The sequence below is a fragment of the Curtobacterium sp. MCBD17_026 genome (genome assembly GCF_003234895.2).
GTDB lineage: Bacteria > Actinomycetota > Actinomycetes > Actinomycetales > Microbacteriaceae > Curtobacterium > Curtobacterium flaccumfaciens.
In genome coordinates, this window is record NZ_CP126281.1 from 334,037 (window position 1) to 351,657 (window position 17,621).

The 17,621-nt window shown below is 72.3% G+C and carries 18 protein-coding genes; 12 read left to right on the plus strand and 6 right to left on the minus strand.

Features of this window, described 5'->3' with window-relative positions:
• Window positions 1–100 precede the first annotated feature (100 nt).
• The 6 genes from DEI85_RS01635 to DEI85_RS01660 all read left to right on the plus strand — a co-directional run bounded on the left by DEI85_RS01635 (window position 101) and on the right by DEI85_RS01660 (window position 6,289).
• The gene (locus DEI85_RS01635; RefSeq protein ID WP_110858651.1) at window positions 101–1,747 is read left to right on the plus strand and encodes a glycoside hydrolase family 13 protein; all 1,647 of its coding nucleotides are present in this window, start codon (window positions 101–103) and stop codon (window positions 1,745–1,747) included.
• Between the two features lie 101 nt (window positions 1,748–1,848).
• Window positions 1,849–3,822: a lectin-like domain-containing protein gene (locus tag DEI85_RS01640; RefSeq protein ID WP_146248996.1), complete on the plus strand. Its 1,974-nt coding sequence runs from the start codon at window positions 1,849–1,851 to the stop codon at window positions 3,820–3,822.
• A gap of 143 nt (window positions 3,823–3,965) precedes the next feature.
• Window positions 3,966–4,625, plus strand: coding sequence for a DUF308 domain-containing protein (locus tag DEI85_RS01645; RefSeq protein ID WP_258376343.1), 660 nt, complete (start codon window positions 3,966–3,968; stop codon window positions 4,623–4,625).
• Entirely contained in the window at window positions 4,622–4,885 is a 264-nt protein-coding gene (locus DEI85_RS01650) for a hypothetical protein (RefSeq protein ID WP_027464979.1), read from the plus strand. Before DEI85_RS01645 ends, DEI85_RS01650 begins: the two co-directional genes overlap by 4 nt.
• A gap of 122 nt (window positions 4,886–5,007) precedes the next feature.
• Entirely contained in the window at window positions 5,008–5,547 is a 540-nt protein-coding gene (locus DEI85_RS01655) for an RNA polymerase sigma factor (RefSeq protein ID WP_111123572.1), read from the plus strand.
• Window positions 5,537–6,289, plus strand: a complete 753-nt coding sequence (locus tag DEI85_RS01660) for a superantigen-like protein SSL4 (RefSeq protein WP_146244735.1) — start codon at window positions 5,537–5,539, stop codon at window positions 6,287–6,289. The genes DEI85_RS01655 and DEI85_RS01660 overlap by 11 nt, the downstream gene beginning before the upstream one ends.
• A gap of 133 nt (window positions 6,290–6,422) precedes the next feature.
• Here the strand turns inward: DEI85_RS01660 and DEI85_RS01665 are convergent, their stop codons facing one another.
• The gene (locus DEI85_RS01665) at window positions 6,423–7,301 is read right to left on the minus strand and encodes a LysR family transcriptional regulator (protein ID WP_181419936.1); all 879 of its coding nucleotides are present in this window, start codon (window positions 7,299–7,301) and stop codon (window positions 6,423–6,425) included.
• A gap of 81 nt (window positions 7,302–7,382) precedes the next feature.
• Here DEI85_RS01665 and DEI85_RS01670 point away from each other — a divergent pair, with 81 nt between their 5' ends.
• Window positions 7,383–8,678, plus strand: a complete 1,296-nt coding sequence (locus tag DEI85_RS01670) for an MFS transporter (RefSeq protein WP_111123555.1) — start codon at window positions 7,383–7,385, stop codon at window positions 8,676–8,678.
• A gap of 130 nt (window positions 8,679–8,808) precedes the next feature.
• On the plus strand, window positions 8,809–9,411 hold the full coding sequence (locus DEI85_RS01675; RefSeq protein ID WP_111123554.1) for a hypothetical protein: 603 nt from the start codon (window positions 8,809–8,811) through the stop codon (window positions 9,409–9,411).
• 91 nt (window positions 9,412–9,502) lie between these two features.
• Here DEI85_RS01675 and DEI85_RS01680 read toward each other — a convergent pair whose 3' ends face one another.
• The gene (locus DEI85_RS01680) at window positions 9,503–10,417 is read right to left on the minus strand and encodes a cation diffusion facilitator family transporter (RefSeq protein ID WP_110858658.1); all 915 of its coding nucleotides are present in this window, start codon (window positions 10,415–10,417) and stop codon (window positions 9,503–9,505) included.
• A 48-nt stretch (window positions 10,418–10,465) separates the two neighbouring features.
• Between DEI85_RS01680 and DEI85_RS01685 the strand changes: the two genes are divergently transcribed.
• Together DEI85_RS01685 and DEI85_RS01690 are read left to right on the plus strand one after the other, a co-directional pair.
• Window positions 10,466–11,143 (plus strand): DUF4166 domain-containing protein, encoded by a 678-nt coding sequence (locus DEI85_RS01685; RefSeq protein ID WP_110858659.1) that lies wholly within the window; start codon window positions 10,466–10,468, stop codon window positions 11,141–11,143.
• Window positions 11,143–12,117, plus strand: coding sequence for an epimerase (locus DEI85_RS01690; protein ID WP_110858660.1), 975 nt, complete (start codon window positions 11,143–11,145; stop codon window positions 12,115–12,117). The genes DEI85_RS01685 and DEI85_RS01690 overlap by 1 nt, the downstream gene beginning before the upstream one ends.
• On the opposite strand, the gene DEI85_RS01695 is transcribed toward DEI85_RS01690, so the two are convergent.
• Entirely contained in the window at window positions 12,086–13,048 is a 963-nt protein-coding gene (locus DEI85_RS01695; protein ID WP_110858661.1) for an EamA family transporter, read from the minus strand. The genes DEI85_RS01690 and DEI85_RS01695 overlap by 32 nt on opposite strands.
• A 72-nt stretch (window positions 13,049–13,120) precedes the next feature.
• Between DEI85_RS01695 and DEI85_RS01700 the strand changes: the two genes are divergently transcribed.
• Window positions 13,121–14,035: a LysR family transcriptional regulator gene (locus DEI85_RS01700; RefSeq protein WP_111123553.1), complete on the plus strand. Its 915-nt coding sequence runs from the start codon at window positions 13,121–13,123 to the stop codon at window positions 14,033–14,035.
• A gap of 84 nt (window positions 14,036–14,119) precedes the next feature.
• Here the strand turns inward: DEI85_RS01700 and purB are convergent, their stop codons facing one another.
• Genes purB through DEI85_RS01715 form a run of 3 tightly spaced genes read right to left on the minus strand, consistent with a single transcriptional unit; the run spans window position 14,120 to window position 16,460 of the window.
• Window positions 14,120–15,505 (minus strand): adenylosuccinate lyase, encoded by a 1,386-nt coding sequence (gene purB, locus DEI85_RS01705; RefSeq protein ID WP_111123552.1) that lies wholly within the window; start codon window positions 15,503–15,505, stop codon window positions 14,120–14,122.
• Window positions 15,502–16,014 (minus strand): low molecular weight protein-tyrosine-phosphatase, encoded by a 513-nt coding sequence (locus DEI85_RS01710; RefSeq protein WP_017886476.1) that lies wholly within the window; start codon window positions 16,012–16,014, stop codon window positions 15,502–15,504. Before DEI85_RS01710 ends, purB begins: the two co-directional genes overlap by 4 nt.
• Before the next feature lie 47 nt (window positions 16,015–16,061).
• Window positions 16,062–16,460 (minus strand): phage holin family protein, encoded by a 399-nt coding sequence (locus tag DEI85_RS01715; protein ID WP_110858664.1) that lies wholly within the window; start codon window positions 16,458–16,460, stop codon window positions 16,062–16,064.
• Between the two features lie 61 nt (window positions 16,461–16,521).
• Between DEI85_RS01715 and DEI85_RS01720 the strand changes: the two genes are divergently transcribed.
• Window positions 16,522–17,601 (plus strand): histidinol-phosphate transaminase, encoded by a 1,080-nt coding sequence (locus DEI85_RS01720; RefSeq protein ID WP_111123551.1) that lies wholly within the window; start codon window positions 16,522–16,524, stop codon window positions 17,599–17,601.
• Window positions 17,602–17,621: the final 20 nt, after the last annotated feature.

Below are 17,621 nucleotides of genomic sequence, written 5' to 3' on the forward strand. Positions count from 1 at the left end.
CTCCTTCTGTTGCGGGATGCTGTTGCTGGACGGAAAGGTGTCAGCGACAACCAATGCGATCGTCGGGCGCGCTATTCCCAACGCTGGGTACGGTGGCGTCGTGACCTCGCTTCGGACCCCGGCCAGCACGCCTCGAACCACCGATCCGACCTGGTGGCGCGACGCCGTCGTCTACCAGGTCTACCCGCGCAGCTTCGCCGACACGGACGGCGACGGACTCGGTGACGTCGCGGGCATCACGAGCCGGGTGCCGTACCTGGCGTCGCTCGGCGTCGACGCGCTGTGGCTCTCCCCGTTCTTCCCGTCGCCGCTCGCCGACGGGGGCTACGACGTCGCCGACTACCGGGCCGTCGACCCGAAGCTCGGGTCCCTCGACGACCTCGACGCCCTGGTCCGGGCCGCCCACGAGCACGACCTGAAGGTCATCGTCGACATCGTGCCGAACCACACCTCGGACCAGCACGAGTGGTTCCGGGCCGCACTGGCGTCCCCGCCCGGGTCGGCCGAGCGTGCGCGGTACGTGTTCCGCGAGGGGTCCGGCGACTCCGGGGAACTGCCGCCGAGCGACTGGGTGTCGAACTTCGGCGGCAGCGCGTGGACCCGGGTACCGGACGGGCAGTGGTACCTGCACCTGTTCGCCCCCGAGCAGCCGGACCTGGACTGGTCGAACCCCGAGGTCCGCGCCGACTTCGAGGACACCCTGCGCTTCTGGTCCGATCGCGGTGTCGACGGGTTCCGCGTGGACGTCGCGCACGGTCTGGCGAAGGACCTGTCGACCCCGTACCGGCCCTCGAACGAGCAGGACCTGCCGCTCGACGGCTCCGACCCGCTGTACGACCGCGACGAGGTGCACGAGATCTTCGCCACCTGGCGCCGGGTGCTCGACGAGTACGAGCCGCCCCGTGCCGCGGTCGCCGAGGCCTGGGCCCCCGCGCCCCGCCGCGTCCTGTACGCCCGGCCGACGGAGCTCGGGCAGGCCTTCAACTTCGACCTGCTCGAGTCCCCCTTCGAGCCGGACGCCTTCCGTCGGATCATCGAGCGGAACCTGGCAGCCTCCGAGCAGTCGGGCGCCTCGAGCACCTGGGTGCTGTCGAACCACGACGTCGTGCGGCACCCCACCCGGTACGGCCTGCCGGACGGCACCGACACCGATGCCTGGCTCATGACGGACGGCACGACGCCGGAGCTCGACCGCGCACGGGGGCTCCGCCGGGCACGTGCCGCGACGCTGCTGATGCTGGCGTTGCCGGGGTCGTCGTACGTCTACCAGGGCGAGGAACTCGGCCTGCACGAGGCCGCCGCGATCCCGCGCGACCTGCTGCAGGACCCGAAGTGGCTCCGCACCGGGCACACCGCGAAGGGCCGGGACGGTTGCCGGGTGCCGATCCCGTGGACGCGTTCCGGGCCGTCGTTCGGCTTCGGGGACGTCGCACCGCACCTGCCGCAGCCGCAGGACTTCGGGGAGTCCTCGGTCGAGGCCGAGGACGGCGATCCCGAGTCGACCCTGTCGCTGTACCGCCGGGCGCTGGCCGCACGACGCCGGCTGCAGCAGGGGGAGGCGCTGACGTGGCTGGAGTCCGGCTCCGAGGTCGTGGCGTTCGCCCGGCACGACGGCTGGCGATCGTTCACGAACTTCGGCACGGAGCCGCTGCCGTTGCCCGCCGGCACCGTCGTCGTCGCGTCCTGCCCGCTCGACGAGGTCTCGTCCGGTGTGCTGCCCGGCGAGACGACGGTGTGGTTGGCCTGAGCGGACAGGTTCTTCCTCCACAGCCCGGAGGCCCGTGGTGACGTTCCACAGATCGTTTCGCCGCCGCCCGGGGGTGACCTCCCGATCGCGAGCATCGGGGCATGACAGATCCCACTGCTCCAGCATCCGGTCCACGGCCACTCCGGTCGCGGGTCGTCCGTCGCCTCGCTGCGGTCGGCGCCGCGCTGACCGCGCTCGGCGTGCTCGCGGCGCCCGCCGTGCTCCCGTCCGGGTCGAGCGCCGCTGCGCTCGACTTCCCCTACGTCAACGAGTTCTCCAGTGCGTCAGGCGGCACCCTGCACGGTGACGCCGCGGTGTCCGACGGCCGCCTGCGACTCACCGACGACGTCCGGAACCAGGCCGGGGCCTGGTCGACGAACGACACGTTCCCCTCCGACACCGGGCTCGAGATCGAGTTCACCTACGCCATGTACACCGCGAAGGACGACCCCGGGGCCGACGGCCTGCTGCTGTACCTGGCCGACGGGGCCGCACCACAGGGTGTCGGGTCGTACGGCGCCGGCCTCGGGTACGCCTGCCGCAGCACCGTGACCGAGGGCGGTGGACGCCCGTGCGACCTTCCGGGGGTCCCCGGCGGCTTCGCCGCCGTCGCGATCGACCACTACGGCAACTTCTCGTCGCGCATCAACGACTCCGGTCCCGGTGCCCAGGCCGACCACGTCGTCGTCCGCGGCTCGGGCGACGGGACCGAGGGCTACCGGTACGTCGCCGGCGTCGCGGCCCCCGGCGGCACGGTGACCGACGGCGCCGCACCGCGGAAGGTCCGCGTCACCCTGCTGCCCGAGGCCGACGGCGGCCTCGCCGTGACGGTCCGGATCCAGGCCGGCGGAGCCCTGCGGACGGTGCTGGACTCCGTGCCGCTGCACGGCGACGGACAGGCCCCGCTGCCGAGCACGCTCCGCCTCGGGTTCGCCGCGGCCACCGGCAGCCACGTCGACAAGCACGAGGTCGATGCGCTGCAGGTCCGGAAGCCGGCGGACCTGTCGGTCGAGCACGACCTGCCCGCGACCGTCGCGGCAGGCGACCCCGTCCGCTACGACGTCACGGCCCGGAACCCCGGCCCGAACGCCTCCGATCCGAGCCCGTTGCGCGTCGACGTGCCGGACGGCATCGAGGACGTCACCTGGACGTGCACCGCGGCGGCGGGCTCCGCCTGCGCGACCGCGACGGGGAGCGGTGACGTGGCGACCGACCTGTCCCTGCCCCGCGACGGTTCGGCCGTGGTGACGATCGACGGGCGGGTCGCCGCGGGCACCGAGGGGAGCCTGGAGAGCGTCGCGACGATCGCCACGCCTGCGTCGTTGTCCGACACGAACGAAACGGACAACGTCTCGCGGGCGAGCACGACCGCGACGGCACCGGTGGCCGTCGCGCACGTCGAGACGGACAAGTCCGTGTCGCCGTCGACCGTCGCACCCGCTGACGAGGTCGAGTACCTGGTGACCGCACGGAACCGGGGCCCAGCGGTCGCGGAGCACGTCGGGGCCGTCGACGACCTGCCCGAGGCCATGGGCTTCGCCGGTTCGGACGACGGGTGCACCGCCGAGGGGCAGCGCGTGACGTGCCGATCCGACACCTCACTCGACGTGGGGGAGACCCGCGCCTTCCGGATCCGCGCCGTGCTCGACCCCGGGTACCGGGGGGACGGATCCGACGTGGTGAACGTGGCGACCGCGACCTCGCCGACCGACCCGGACGGGGGTGACCCGTCCACCGGTGTGGCGATCGTCGTCGACCCGGGCGACGAGGGACCGGCGCCGAGCCCTGCGCCGACGACCGGTCCGGCACCGGACGACGGGGACGGCTCCGGTGATGGCGGCTCCGGCGACGGCAACGGCCCCGCGGCGGGTGCTGACGACGGGCGTGCGGGTGCTCCGGCGGCCGACCACGGGGCCACCGCGCCCGTCGGAGCCCTCGCCTACACCGGTGCCGAAGGAGTCGGCCTCGCCGCCGCGCTCGCCGCCCTGGCCGCCGCCGTCGGATCCGTGTGCTGGTGGCTCGCCCGACGTCGTGCCCGCCGGGACGCGCCGACCGACGACCCGCAGCAGCCCTGACACCGCCGGGACGGCACCGGACAGCGGTGCCGTCCCGGCGCACGGGTGTGCACGTCCACAGGGGGTGGAGCCGCCGCCGGTCGGGCGTTCACCCCACCGGCGGTAGGATCGGATCCACGATCCGCATGCCCGAAAGAGGTCTCGTGTCCGACACCGTGGACGACGCCACCACCGTGGAAGACGCGACCCAGCGCGCGCGGTACTGGCCGATCCCGATCCTCCGGGCGGTCCCCGCAGCGGTCGTCGCGATGGTCATCACCTTCTCGACCAACCACGCCGCGGGCTACGGTCTCGTGCTGTTCGGCGGCTTCGCCCTGGTCGAGGGCCTCGTGCTCCTGTTCGCCGGGATCTCCCGACTGCCCCTCGACGGCCGTTCGCGTCGCACGACCCTGCTGCAGTCCGTCATCACCCTGGTCGCCGCGGTCGCCGCGTTCGCGTGCAACGGGTTCGGGCTTCCGGCCTTCATCACGGTCATCGTCGCGTTCGCGGTGCTGACCGGGGCCCTCGAGCTGTCGCAGGGGCTCCGTGCCCGACGTCGCTCGCCCTTCGCTCGCGACTGGACCACGATCGGCGGCCTGACGCTGCTGCTCGCGGTCGCCTTCCTCGTCACGCCGCCGGACTACTCCCAGCAGCTCGGTGGCGTGGAGCAGGTCACCGGCACCCTCGACGCCTCGATCGTGCTCGTCGGCCTGCTCGGCGCGTACCTCGCCATCACGGCCGTCTTCCACGTGATCGCCGGCCTCTCGCACAAATGGGGCACGGCCACGCCGGCCGTCGCCCCGGACGGAGCACCACACGCATGACCACCCCCAGCCGTCGTGACCGTCTGCGCCCGGTCGAGCTCCTCGGGATCTCCGCGATCGTCGCGGTGTTCACCGGGCTCGTCGTGCTGTTCTCGACGCGGGAACTGCAGCTGGCCGTGATCTTCCTCGGCGTCGCGTTCATCGTGGTCGTCGTCGTGCTCGCGATGCTGCAGCTCGCCTCGTCGAGCGAGCAGGACGACAACGACATGCTCGGCGGGCACAAGACGCCGGGCGAGGGCGACGGCGACGACTTCCACTGACGGCTGACGCAGCGGCGATCGCGTCCTGACGCCTGACACGCCCGAGGTCACGGATCAGGAACGGTCCTGTCAGGATCCCGCGTCCTGCCGACACCTCTGGGTGAAGGAGGTGGGATGTGGACGTGACGACCGGCACCGACACGGACGAAGGACTCGTCCGTGCGATGGCACAGGGGGACACCGGAGCGCTCGCACGGGCGTTCGATCGGTACGCCGCCACGCTCACCCGGTACGCCTGGGCACTCGTGGACAACCGGTCCGACGTCGAGGAGATCGTGCAGGACGCGTTCCTCACGCTCTGGCAGCGGGCGGCGACCCTCGAGCTGCCGGCGGACACCGTGCTGCCGTGGCTGCTCGTCGTCTGCCGCAACCACGCCTTCAACACCGGCCGCAAGCAGGCCCGTCGTCGCGCGGACGAACTCCCCGAGCACCTCGCCTCGCCCGCCGCCCACGACGAGGCCCGCGAGACCCTGCGCTGGGTCCGTGCCGAGATCGCCGCGCTCCCCGACCTCGACCGCCGCATCTGCGAGCTCTGCCTCCTCGAGGGGTACTCCTACGCCGAGGCCGCGGAGCTCCTCGGGCTCACGGTCGGGGCGGTCACCCAGCGGGTCTCCCGCAACCGACGTCGACTCAAGAAGGCGGTGATGCACGATGAACACTGAACCTCCCCAGGGAGACGAGCTGCAGCGCATGCTCGTCTCGATGAAGCAGAACGTCCTCGAACGCGCCACGCCCCGCCCGAAGCGACGTCGTGGTCGCTCGGGGGTCGTGATCGGCGTCGTCGCCCTGCTGGCACTCGGCACCGCGACCGGCGCCGTGGCCCTGACCCTGTCGCAGCAGAACGCCGACCCGGTCGCCGCTCCCACCCGGACCCAGCAGCCCGAGCCCTCGCCCTCCGCGACCACGCCGAGCTCCGCCCCGATCACGGGCGCCCCGATCCCGAAGCCCACCCGGACCCCCACCGTGGCGACGATCCCGGCGACCTGTCGCGACATGGTGCCGGCGGAGGACTACACGCGGCTCTTCGGGGAGAATCCGCTGACCGAGATCTCGAAAGCGAAGGACGGGACGGCCGGCGGCGATGGTGAAGACGTCACCTGGGCGGACGGGGAGTCGGAGATCATCTGCCGGTGGGCCGACCCTCGAGCGGACGTCAGCGGGCTGACCATGACCATCGGGACGGCCGGACCCGGTGCCGCGGACGTGCTCGCGACCAGTCCGCTCCAGTGCGAGGACCGTGACGGCGGCCGGGTGTGCCAGTCGTCCGTCCGGGCCCAGACCGGCCCGGTCGACCAGGTCTCCACCTTCTTCCTGCGCGACGACACCTTCATCGTGATCCGGCAGGCGAACTTCCCGACGAACGGTCTGCTGGACGCCGTCGTCGGGGAGATCTGGGGGGACTGACGGCCTGGAGGCACGTGACGGACCCGACCCGTGCCTCCAGTCCGTCGGTGGCCGGATCGCGAGCAGGAACGGTCGCCTCGCGCACCGTGACGCGACCGTTCCTGCTCACGGAGCACACCGACCACGCCCCGCGTCACCCCACCCGCGCCGCCACGATGTCGCGTGCCAGCGTCCGGACCGCACGGCTCGGCTCCGGGGACGTCCGGACCGCGAGACCGATGCGGAGCGGGTCGACCTCGTCCTCCAGGTCGAGCACCGCACCGTCGTACCGCACCCCCGAGTCCGGCACGACCCCGACGCCGAGCCCGGCCGAGGCGAACCGGATCACGGCGGGCATGTCGTTCATCTCCGCGACGATGCGCCGCCGGATGCCGAGCCGCTCGAGTGCCCCGTCGAGGATGATCCGGTTGCCGAACCCGTGCGCCGTGTCGACGAAGGGTTCATCGGCGAGTTCGGCGAGCGACACCGACGACCGGCCGGCGAGCGGGTGGTCCGACGCGGTGAACACCCGGAACGGCATCTCCCGCAACGGCTCCACGACGACGCCGGCGGGCACGGTGGGCAGGCCCGTGTAGGCGATGTCGAGCCGCCCGGCGACCAGGTCCTGCACGAGCCCGGTCGTCCCCGACGGCGAGGTCATCAGCTCCACGGCGACGAGCGGGTGCTGCCGTCGGAACCGCTGCAGCACGCCCGTCAGGTCGACGATGTCCATGCTCGTGAAGATGCCGAGCCGCACCCGTCCCCGCAGCTCGGCGTCGTCGGCGGTGGCCAGGTCGCGCATCCGGTCGAGGGACTCGAGCACCGCGCGGGCGTGGGGGAGCAGGTCCTCGCCGGCGGGGGTCAGGACGAGCTGTCGGCCGGTGCGGTCGAAGAGCCGCACCCCGAAGCTGCGCTCGAGTGAGGCGACGCCCGCGGACACCGTGGACTGCGCCGCCCAGAGTCGTTCCGCGGCGCGGGTGACGCTGCCCTCGGCGGCGACGGTGACGAACTGTTCGAGCAGTCGGGTCTCCATCGTCCGAGTATCGAGCAGATCGATCGTGCACATCAAGCGCATCCGTTGGACTCGATGCACCCCGAGCGCGATCATCGGAGCATGTCAACCGTCACCGACACCCCGACGGGCACCGTCCCCGCCACCACCACCGCCGCCGCTGCTGCATCCGCGAGCGACCGTGTCGTCGCCCCGCGCGGACGCCGTGTCCACACCCGTCGGCGCCACGGTTTCGGCTTCTGGGTCGTCGCCTTCGCGTTCCTCGCGGTGATGGCCTTCGCGACCGTCCCCGCGCCCCTCTACGTCATCTACCAGGCCCGCGACGGGTTCCCGACCTTCACCACGACGGTGATCTTCGCGGCGTACGGCGTCGGGGTCGTCGGGTCGCTGTACCTGGCGGGACACCTCAGCGACGTGCACGGGCGGCGCCCGCTCATCCTGGTGTCGATCGCCCTCGAGCTCGTCGCCGCCGTGCTGTTCCTGCTCTGGAACGACGTCACCGGCCTCATCGTCGCCCGGCTCGTGACCGGCCTCGGTGTCGGAACGCTGACGGCGACCGCGACGGCGCACCTCGGCGAGCTCCGGGTCCGTGCGACCGGGTCGAGCGACTCCGCGAAGGGGGCGAGCGTCGCCGCCGGGGCGGTGAACCTCGGTGGGCTGTCGCTCGGCGCCCTGGTCGGCGGAGCGCTCGCCGAGTTCGTCGGGCAGCCCCTCATGGTCCCCTACGTGGTGTTCGTGATCGCGCTGGCCGTCGCGTTCGTGCTGGTGCTCGCCGCACCGGAGACGGTCGACCGCCCCGAGCAGCCCGTGGCCTACCGCCCGCAGCGCATGCAGGCTCCCGAGGGTCAGGGCGCCGCGTTCTGGGCGGCCGGTGCAGCCGCGTTCGCCGCACTCGCCGTGCAGGGGCTCTTCACCTCGGTCGCGCCGAGCTTCCTCGGCACCACCTTCCACGTCACCGACCGCCTGGCCGCCGGGGCCACGACCTTCGGGGTCTTCGCCGCGAGCGCGCTGTCGCAGATCGTCTTCGCCCGACTGTCGCAGCGTGTGCAGATCCGGCTGGGCATGGTGCTGCTGGTCGTCGGGCTGGTCGTCCTCGCCGTCGCCGCGGTCCTGCTGCAGGTCGCCGGGTTCATCGGCGGCGGGGTCGTCGCGGGCGCCGGCGTCGGCCTGCTGTTCCGCGCCGCGATCGGCAGCACCGCAGCACTGGTCGGTCCGGAGCGCCGTGGGGGCGTGCTCGCCGCCACGTTCCTCATCGCCTACGCCGGGCTCACCGTGCCGGTCGTGGCCGTCGGCGCGGCGCTGCTGGTGATCCCGACGCTCCCCGTCCTGATCGGGTACGTCGTCCTCGTCGCCGTCCTGGCCGTCGTCGCCGGCACCCGGCTGGCCGCGCGCGCCTGACGGGTGGCGGGCCTGGCGCCCGCGCGTCGCATCCCGGAACCAGGTTCCGGACACCGAACCACGCGATCGCGCGGTGCCGTGTCCGGAACCTGGTTCCGTCGTACGGTCGCACTCCCGGCATACTGGGTGCGTGCCCCGGAACCGCAACCGTCCCGTGATCACGGGGATCGCGGCTGTGGTGGCCGCCGGTCTCCTCGCCGGCGGGCTGTTCCTGACGGCACGGCAGGGCGCTGACGACCCGACCATCGGCGGCTCGACCGTCGGTGAGACGACCGGTGCTGCATCGCCCTCGGGTGACAGCACCGTCACGATCACCCGCACGGGGCCGGACATGCCCGGGTCCGCCGCCCTCGCACGGTGCGACAGCACGACCCAGGCTGCCGTTGCGCAGTACGACACCCAGGCGCTGGGTCGTGTCACGCTGCAGTGCGGCACCGCTGCCCAGGGCTACGAGCACATCCGGGTGCGGCACACCGCGGACTGGCAGGACGTCGTCACCGGGCACGGCTCGCGCGACTGGGACGACGCCATGCTCACGGCGGTGCAGACGGCGCTCGAGGACCCGCGCCCCGGGTTCCCGCTCGACGCCGGCGACGGCAAGGTCTGCTACGCCGCACCCGTCCGGTTCGACGACGGTTCACGCCCCGACGACGAGCCCTTCGTCAAGGTGATCGTCTCGGCCACCACCGACCGGGTGATCACGGCGTACCCCACGCGCACCGACGACTGCTGACCCCGGCGCTGTCCACCCGTTCTGCGACAGACCACGCGTCGATCACCTGGTGGATCGTCGCGAAACCGGGGCTTGACGGCCGAGCGCCGACCTACGCGTGCACCTCGTACTCGTGCCGCCGGTGTGACGACGGCTCCAACTGGAACGTCGAGTGCTCCACCGGCACGTCGAAGTGCTCCGCCACGCACCGCTGCAGTTCGTCGAGGATCGCCGGGGCGTGCGCCGTCGAGAAGCAGTGGTCGTCGACGACGACGTGCGCGGTCAGGTTCGGCACGCCGGTCGCCACGAGCGTCGCGTGCAGGTCGTGCACCGCGATGACGTGGTCGAGCTCGAGGATGTGGCCACGCACGTCGTCGAGGTCGAGCCCCGGCGGCGTCGACTCGAGCAGCACGTTCGCGGTCTCGCGCAGCAGCCGGATCGCCCGCGGCAGGATGAGCAGGCCGATCAGGATCGCGGCGACGGAGTCCGCCCGCTCCCACCCCGTCAGCATGAGCACGATCGCGGCGATGATGACGGCGACCGACCCGAGGGTGTCGTTGAGGACCTCGAGCCGGGCGGCGCGCGAGGTGAACCCCTCGCCCGAGGCCCGGAGCAGCACCGCGTAGGCCACCAGGTTGCCGACGAGTCCGACGATGCCGAAGACGAGCAGCGGCCCGGAGTGGATCTCCTCCGGCACGACGAGTCGCTGGACCGCTGAGATGATCACGTAGACGCCGACGGCGAGCAGGATCGCGGCCTGCGCCGTGGCGCCGAGGACCTCGGCCCGCTGGAAGCCCCAGGTGCGCTGGGCGGTCGGCGACCGGCGGGCGAGCCGCGTCGCGACGAGTCCGATGCCGAGTCCGCCGGTGTCGACGACCATGTGCCCGGCGTCGACGAGCAGCGCGAGCGAACCCGTGACCACGGCGCCCACGACCTCGGCGAGCAGGATGCCCGCCGAGATGCAGAACGCGACGAGCAGGGCGCGCTCCGAGGCGTGCCCGACGCCGTGCCCGTGGTCGTGTCCCATGTGCGACATCGTAGGGATCCGCACTGACGACATGCCAGGATCGTCAGCGTGAGCCGGTCGCCCTACGAGCTGTCCACACCACCCGAGGTGCTGGCCCGGCTGCACCCCCGACTTCGGACGTACTTCGGTGCCGTCCCGCCCGGGCACGTCGGCTCCGGCGAGGGCGTGTTCAGCGTCGTCGGCACCCCGCGCCGATGGCTGTGGCCCCTGCTCGCCGTGTTCGCACGCGACGCCGTGCTGTTCCCGGTCTGGGAGCGGGACGTCCCCTTCACGGTCGAGAACCTGCCGGCTCGCGTCCGTCGCGGATCCGGCACCGGCCTGGAGGCCCGCCCCGCCGTCCGCGCGCACCGCACCTTCCACTTCCGCTCCGGATCCCGCACGATGGTGGACGCCATCACCGCCGAACACGACGGCCTGGTCGACCACCTCGGTCGCCGTGGGCGCGTCAGCGCCCGACTCCGGGCGCAGGTCGACGCGGACGGCCCGGACGCGGGCGCCCTGCGCCTGGTCTCCACGCGCGTGACGTTCCGTGCGCTGGGACGCGATCTGCGCCTCCCGGCCGCCCTGAGCCCGCGCGTGACGCTCACAGAACGATTCGATGACGAAGCCGACCTGCAGCGCGTGTCCCTGGTGCTCACCGCGCCGGTGCTCGGCACGCTGTACCGGTACGAGGGGGCGTTCCGGTACGCCGTCGTGCCCGATGCCGGTCCTGAAGGGGGACGTTGATGGTCGAGCAGCAGAAGGTCGTGATCGCGGGAGCGAGCGGCTTCGTGGGGCGGTACCTGCGGGACGCCTTCGCGGAAGAGGGCTACCGGGTCGTCACCATCGGCCGGACCGGCGACGCGGTGTGGGGCAACACCCTGCGCATCCGGGAACTCGTCGACGGTGCAGCCATGGTCGTGAACATGGCGGGCAAGAGCGTCAACTGCCGCTACGGCCGACGCAACCGTGCGGAGATCATGCGCTCACGGGTGGACACCACGCTCGAGCTCGCCGAGGCCATCCGGACGTCGGAGCACCCGACGCCGCTGTGGATGAACGCCTCGACCGCGACGATCTACCGGCACGCCGACGACCGCCCGCAGGACGAAGCCACCGGCGAGATCGGCGAGGGGTTCTCGGTCTCCGTGGCCCGCGCGTGGGAGGACGCCTTCTTCGGCGCCGACCTGCCCGGTACCCGTCGTGTGGCACTCCGGATGGCGATCGTGTTCGGCGACGGCAGCGCCCTGCTGCCGCTCCTCCGGCTCGCGCAGGCCGGCCTCGGCGGGCCGCAGTACGACGGGCCGTGGGTGCCGACGCGCTCCCGGCTCCGCGCCGGCACGTACCACCACCACCGGCCCACGCACGGTCGGCAGCGGTTCAGCTGGGTGCACATCGCCGACGTCCTCGGGTCGATCCGGTTCCTCCGCGACCACCCGGAGATCGAGGGGCCGGTCAACCTCTCGAGCCCGAACCCGTCCGACAACCGCACCGTGATGGCGACCATCCGCGACGCCGTCGGACGCCGGTTCGGGGTGCCGACCTGGCGGTGGATGCTCGAACTCGGTTCGTTCGCGATCCGCACCGAGACCGAACTCGTGCTGAAGAGCCGGTGGGTGGTGCCGACCCGGTTGACCGAGGCAGGCTTCGAGTTCCGGTACCCGCACCTGCGTGGGGCGCTCGCCGGGATCATCGCGGAGCGCCGCCAGCACCGGGGCTGAGCGCCGGTACCGGGACGCCGTCGACCGGGGCCGGGTCCGGCGCCGGGTCTGGGCCCGGGCCGCGGTCCCGCGCCGGACGCGACGACCACAGCACGGCGGCCACGACGACCGCGCCGGCGAGCACCTCGACCAGGTCGGGCACCTCGCCGAAGGCCGCCCACGACGCGAGCACCCCGACCACCGGCACGAGCATCGAGAACGGCGCGACCGTGCTCGAGGGGTAGGTCGCCAGCAGCCGTGACCAGATGCCGTAGCCCACCAGGGTCGCGACGACCACGATGTAGAGCAGGCCCAGGTCGGCGGGCAGCGCCGCCGGCGTGAACGCGGTGCCGAGGGCGGTACCGATGCGGTCCGGTCCCTCGACCACGAGCGACAGCACGGCCATCGGCACGGGCGGCACGACCGCCCACCAGAGGGTCAGGTGCAGCGGGTTCGCGGCCCCCGCCCGCCGGGTCGCGACGTTGCCGATCGCCCACCCGAGGGCACCGCACAGCGCGAGCACGACGGGCAGCAGCGCGGCGGTCTGGGAGCGGTGCAGGGCGATCGCGGCCAGGGCGGCGACGGCGACGGTCACCCCGACGACCTGCCGGCCGGTCAGCCGCTCGCGCAGGAACACCCCGGCCAGCACCACGGTGAAGGGCGCGGAGGCCTGCAGCACGAGCGAGGCCAGCCCCGACGGCATGCCGGACGCCATGCTCAGGTACAGGAACGAGAACTGCAGCACGCCGAGCCCCAGACCGACGAGCAGCAGTCGCCCGAACGGGATCCGCGGCCGCGGCACGAACAGCAGCGTCGGGACCGCCAGGATCGTGAACCGCAGCGCTGCGAGCAGGAACGGCGGGAAGTGCTCGAGCGCGAGTGCCGTCGCAGGGAAGTTCAGTCCCCAGACCACGGCCACGACGACGGCGAGGAGACGGTCACGAGCGGTCATGCTCCTCATCGTCCCGGCCCCCACGTTGTAGGTCCATCGAAACCTTCACGAAGCACGATGTAGGGTCCCTGCATGGTCGACTTCGACGTGCAGCTGCTGGCGGTGCTCCGCGAGCTCGCCGAGCGTGGCAGTGTCACGGCCGTCGCCGAGGCCACCCACCGCACACCGAGCGCCGTCTCCCAGCAGCTGCAGACGCTGCAGCGGCAGGTCGGGGTCCCGCTGGTCGAACGCGTCGGGCGTGGCGTCCGGCTGACCCCGCACGGCCAGGTCCTCGCCGGCCTGGCGTCCGGGGTCGCGACCGCCATCGCGCGGGTGGACGCCGCCTGGCAGGAACACCTCGGTGGCACGACCGGACCGGTGTCGCTGGCGATCTTCCCGTCCGCCGCCGAACTGCTGCTGCCCGGCGTGCTCACGCGGATGCAGGCGCACCCCGGCATCGCGCTGACCCTGGTCGACGTGGACGTCAGCGAGGGGGAGTTCGCACCGCTCGCCGCCGACCACGACGTGGTCGTCGGGCACCGGTCGGACGGCGTGCGCCCGGCCGACCAGGGATCGGTCGACACCGTGCCGCTCCTGCGCGAACCGCTCGACGTGGCCCTGCCGCCCGGGCACGCCCTGGTCGGCCGCGCACGCGTGGGCATCGACGAGGTCGTCGGGGAACGCTGGATCGGTGTGCCCGAGGGCTACCCGATCGACCGTGTGCTGCACGCGATGGCCGCGGCGACGGACATCCCGCCGAGCGTCGCGTTCCGCACGATCCACCTGCCGGTCATCGAGAACCTGGTGGCGGCAGGGCACGGCATCGCACTCGTCCCGCGGTACACGTCGGGCACGCGGGCCGCCGGGCGTTTCCAACTGGCCGAGCTGGCCGACGTGCGCGCAGGGCGCCGCATCGAGGCACTGGTCCGCCCCGACCGTGCCGTCCGGCCCGTGGTGCGCACCGTCCTGGAGGCGCTGGTCGCCGTCGCCCTGGACGTCACCACCTGACGGGGGTGCGGTCGGCGGCGGGGCCGCACCGAGCCTCCCGGCCGCCTGGGCGCTGCTGCCGGACCCGGAGCGCGCGCTCCGCGCTCAGACGTCGAGGTGGTCGACCAGCTCGTCCGCCAGACCCGTGTAGGTCGCCGGCGTCAGGTTCGTCAGCCGTGCCTTAGCACCGTCGGAGATGTCCAGACGGTTCACGAACACGATGAGGTCCTGCTGGCTCACCCGCTTGCCCCGCGTGAGCTCCTTGAGCATCGCGTAGGGGTCCTCGATGTTCGACTGCCCGGCGGTGACCTCGGCACGGATGACCGTCTGGATGGCCTCGGCGAGGACCTCCCAGTTGTGGTCGAGGTCGTCGGCGAGCTTGGCCTCGTTCACGGCGATCTCGCCGAGACCGCGGCGCAGGTTGTCGAGCGCGAGCAACGAGTGCCCGAACGCGACGCCGATGTTCCGCTGCGTGGTGGAGTCGGTCAGGTCGCGCTGCAGGCGGCTCGTCACGAGGGTCTCGGACAGCGTCGAGAAGAGCGCCGACGAGATCTCGAGGTTCGCCTCGGCGTTCTCGAACTTGATCGGGTTGATCTTGTGCGGCATCGTCGACGACCCGGTGGCACCGGCGACGGGGATCTGCGTGAAGTACCCCATCGAGATGTAGGTCCACACGTCGGTCGCCAGGTTGTGCAGGATCCGGTTGGCGTGACGCACCCGGTCGTAGAGCTCGGCCTGCCAGTCGTGCGACTCGATCTGCGTGGTGAGCGGGTTCCACGTCAGGCCGAGGCCCTCGACGAACTCGCGGGACAGCGCGGGCCAGTCGGCCTCGGGGTCCGCGGCGAGGTGTGCCGAGAAGGTGCCGGTCGCGCCGGAGAACTTGCCGAGGTACTCGCCGCCCTCGATCTGGGCGAGCACGCGCTCGAGCCGGTAGACGACGACCGCGAGCTCCTTGCCGAGCGTCGTCGGGGTGGCCGGCTGACCGTGGGTGTGCGAGAGCATCGGCACGCTCTTCAGCTCGACGGCGAGCGTCCGGAGCTTCTCGAGCACGGCGCGGAAGCCGGGCAGCCAGACCTGGTCGACGGTGTCCCGCACGGTGAGTGCGTAGGACAGGTTGTTGACGTCCTCGCTCGTGGCGGCGAAGTGGGTGAGCTCGGCGATCGCGTCGAGCCCGAGCTCGGACAGCCGTCGGCGCACGAAGTACTCGACGGCCTTGACGTCGTGACGGGTCGTCGCCTCGATCTCGGCGAGCTCCGCGATCTGGTCTTGGCCGAAGGTCGAGGCGATCGCGCGCAGTGCGGCCTTGTCGTCGACGCTGAGCGGCGAGGTGGTGAACATCGCGTGGTCGGTCAGGAAGATGAGCCACTCGACCTCGACCACGATGCGCGCGCGGTTGAGGCCGGCCTCGGAGAGGTGCTCGCCCACCGTGTGCACGATCGGGTAGTAGCGCCCGTCGAGCGGGCTGATCGGCTGCGGGGGAAGGGGGGTCATGGGGCTCCCTGACGGACTGCCGGCTCGAGCTGGTGGAAGAGCGCCCGGCAGGCCCGTTCGACGGTCGAGAGCACTCGGTCGAACTCGTGCCGGTCCGCGTAGTACGGGTCCGGCACGTCGGCCTGCTGGGGCCAGGCGGCGTCGTACCGCAACAGGAGCGTCACCTTGGCGGAGTCGTCCATGGTCGGGGCCCACGAACGCAGGATGCGCTCGTGGGAGCGGTCGAGTGCGACCACCAGGTCGAGGTCCGGGAACCGGTCCGGGTCGAACTGACGGGCGCGATGCCTGCTGCCATCGTATCCGCGCGCCGCCAGCGCTGCGATCGTGCGCTCGTCGGCGGGTTCGCCGACGTGCCAGTCACCGGTGCCGGCCGACTCCACCTGGAACCGGTCGGCCAGACCGGCGTCCGCGGCGATCTGCGCGAACACGACACCGGCCATGGGGGAGCGGCAGATGTTGCCGCTGCAGACGAACGAGACGCGGAACGGGGCGTCGACGTCCTGGGTCATGACCACATCATGACGCAGGGCGGGGTCCTCCGCGAGGTCCGCCGGGGTCACGCCCGCTGGCGGTTGAGCACCGGGCGGGCGAAGAGCCCGATGAGCCACGCGAAGACCGCGAGCACGAAGGCGCCGACGATGCCCCAGCCGAAGGAGTCGACCTCGAGCCCGAAGCCGAACGCCTCCGAGATGCCCGCGACGATGAGCAGCAGGATCGCGTTCACGACGAACGAGATGAGCCCGAGCGTGAGGATGTAGATCGGGAACGCCACGATCCGGATGACCGTGCCGATCACCGCGTTCACGAGACCGAAGACGAACGCCACGAGCAGGAAGGTGAGGACGGTCGCCGTGGTACCGCCGTCACCGAACGGCGTGACGGAGACGCCGCTGACGATGAGCGTGGTGAGCCAGAGCGCGAGGGCGTTGACGACGAGGCGGACGAGGAATCGCATGCGCCCATGATGCCCTCGCTTCCCCTCGTGGGTGCCGTGGGCCTGCCGGTAGCCTGAACCCGTGAGCGAGCAGCGTGTGCACATCCGGCCCGAGGTGGCCGTCCTCCCCGCGTACAAGCAGGGGCGACAGGCGTCCGACTCCGCCTTCAAGCTGTCGAGCAACGAGAACCCGTTCCCGCCGCTCCCCGGGGTCGTCGAGGCCGTGCAGGCCCAGACCTCGTACAACCGCTACCCCGACGCCACCGCCCTCGCCCTGCGCGCCGTGCTGGCCAACCGCTTCGGGCTGACCGCCGAGCAGGTGCACGTCGCCCCGGGCAGTGTCGCGATCCTGCACGAGCTCGCCCGCGCGACCTCCGGCCCCGGCGACGAGATCGTCTACGCGTGGCGCTCGTTCGAGGCGTACCCCGGGGTCGTCACGGTCGCCGGTGCCACCAGCGTGCAGGTGCCGAACCGACCCGACGGCGGGCACGACCTCGACGCGATGGCCGCGGCCGTCACCGAGCGCACCCGCATGGTGCTCGTCTGCTCGCCGAACAACCCGACGGGGCCGATCGTGACCGCCGCGGAGTTCGACGCGTTCATGGCCGCGGTGCCGCAGTCGGTGCTGGTCGTGCTCGACGAGGCATACGCCGAGTTCGTGACCGACGAGGCCGCCGTGCACGGCCACCCGTTGCTCGCCGCGCACCCCAACCTCGTGGTCCTCCGCACCTTCTCGAAGGCGTACGGGCTCGCCGGGCTCCGGGTGGGCTACGCGCTCGGTCCGGACTACGTGCTCGACGCCGTCCGGGCCTGCGCCATCCCACTGTCCGTGACCGCTCAGGGCCAGGCGGCTGCGCTCGCCAGCCTGGAACGCGAGGCCGAGCTGCTCGAACGTGTGACCGAGATCGCGACCCTGCGCGACCGGATCGTCGTCGAGCTCCGGGCACAGGGCTGGGACGTCCCCGACGCCCAGGGCAACTTCCTCTGGCTGCCGACGGGCGAGCGGACGGCCACCGCGGCGGCCGCGTTCGAGGACGCCGGCATCATCGTCCGGGCCTTCCCGCCAGAGGGCATCCGCATCTCGATCGGCGAGCACGAAGCTGTGGAAACGCTCCTCCAAACAGCCCGCTCACTTGTGGGGGACCTCCAGGTGGCCGACTAGTGCCTGGCGCTACGCTGGCC

Coding starts and splice junctions, on each gene's coding strand:
- DEI85_RS01640 (WP_146248996.1), top strand. CDS start 1,849: ATGACAGATCCCACTGCTCCAGCATCCGGTCCACGGCCACTCCGGTCG.
- DEI85_RS01650 (WP_027464979.1), top strand. CDS start 4,622: ATGACCACCCCCAGCCGTCGTGACCGTCTGCGCCCGGTCGAGCTCCTC.
- DEI85_RS01660 (WP_146244735.1), top strand. CDS start 5,537: ATGAACACTGAACCTCCCCAGGGAGACGAGCTGCAGCGCATGCTCGTC.
- DEI85_RS01665 (WP_181419936.1), bottom strand. CDS start 7,301: ATGGAGACCCGACTGCTCGAACAGTTCGTCACCGTCGCCGCCGAGGGC.
- DEI85_RS01670 (WP_111123555.1), top strand. CDS start 7,383: ATGTCAACCGTCACCGACACCCCGACGGGCACCGTCCCCGCCACCACC.
- DEI85_RS01680 (WP_110858658.1), bottom strand. CDS start 10,417: ATGGGACACGACCACGGGCACGGCGTCGGGCACGCCTCGGAGCGCGCC.
- DEI85_RS01690 (WP_110858660.1), top strand. CDS start 11,143: ATGGTCGAGCAGCAGAAGGTCGTGATCGCGGGAGCGAGCGGCTTCGTG.
- DEI85_RS01695 (WP_110858661.1), bottom strand. CDS start 13,048: ATGACCGCTCGTGACCGTCTCCTCGCCGTCGTCGTGGCCGTGGTCTGG.
- DEI85_RS01700 (WP_111123553.1), top strand. CDS start 13,121: ATGGTCGACTTCGACGTGCAGCTGCTGGCGGTGCTCCGCGAGCTCGCC.
- purB (WP_111123552.1), bottom strand. CDS start 15,505: ATGACCCCCCTTCCCCCGCAGCCGATCAGCCCGCTCGACGGGCGCTAC.
- DEI85_RS01710 (WP_017886476.1), bottom strand. CDS start 16,014: ATGACCCAGGACGTCGACGCCCCGTTCCGCGTCTCGTTCGTCTGCAGC.
- DEI85_RS01715 (WP_110858664.1), bottom strand. CDS start 16,460: ATGCGATTCCTCGTCCGCCTCGTCGTCAACGCCCTCGCGCTCTGGCTC.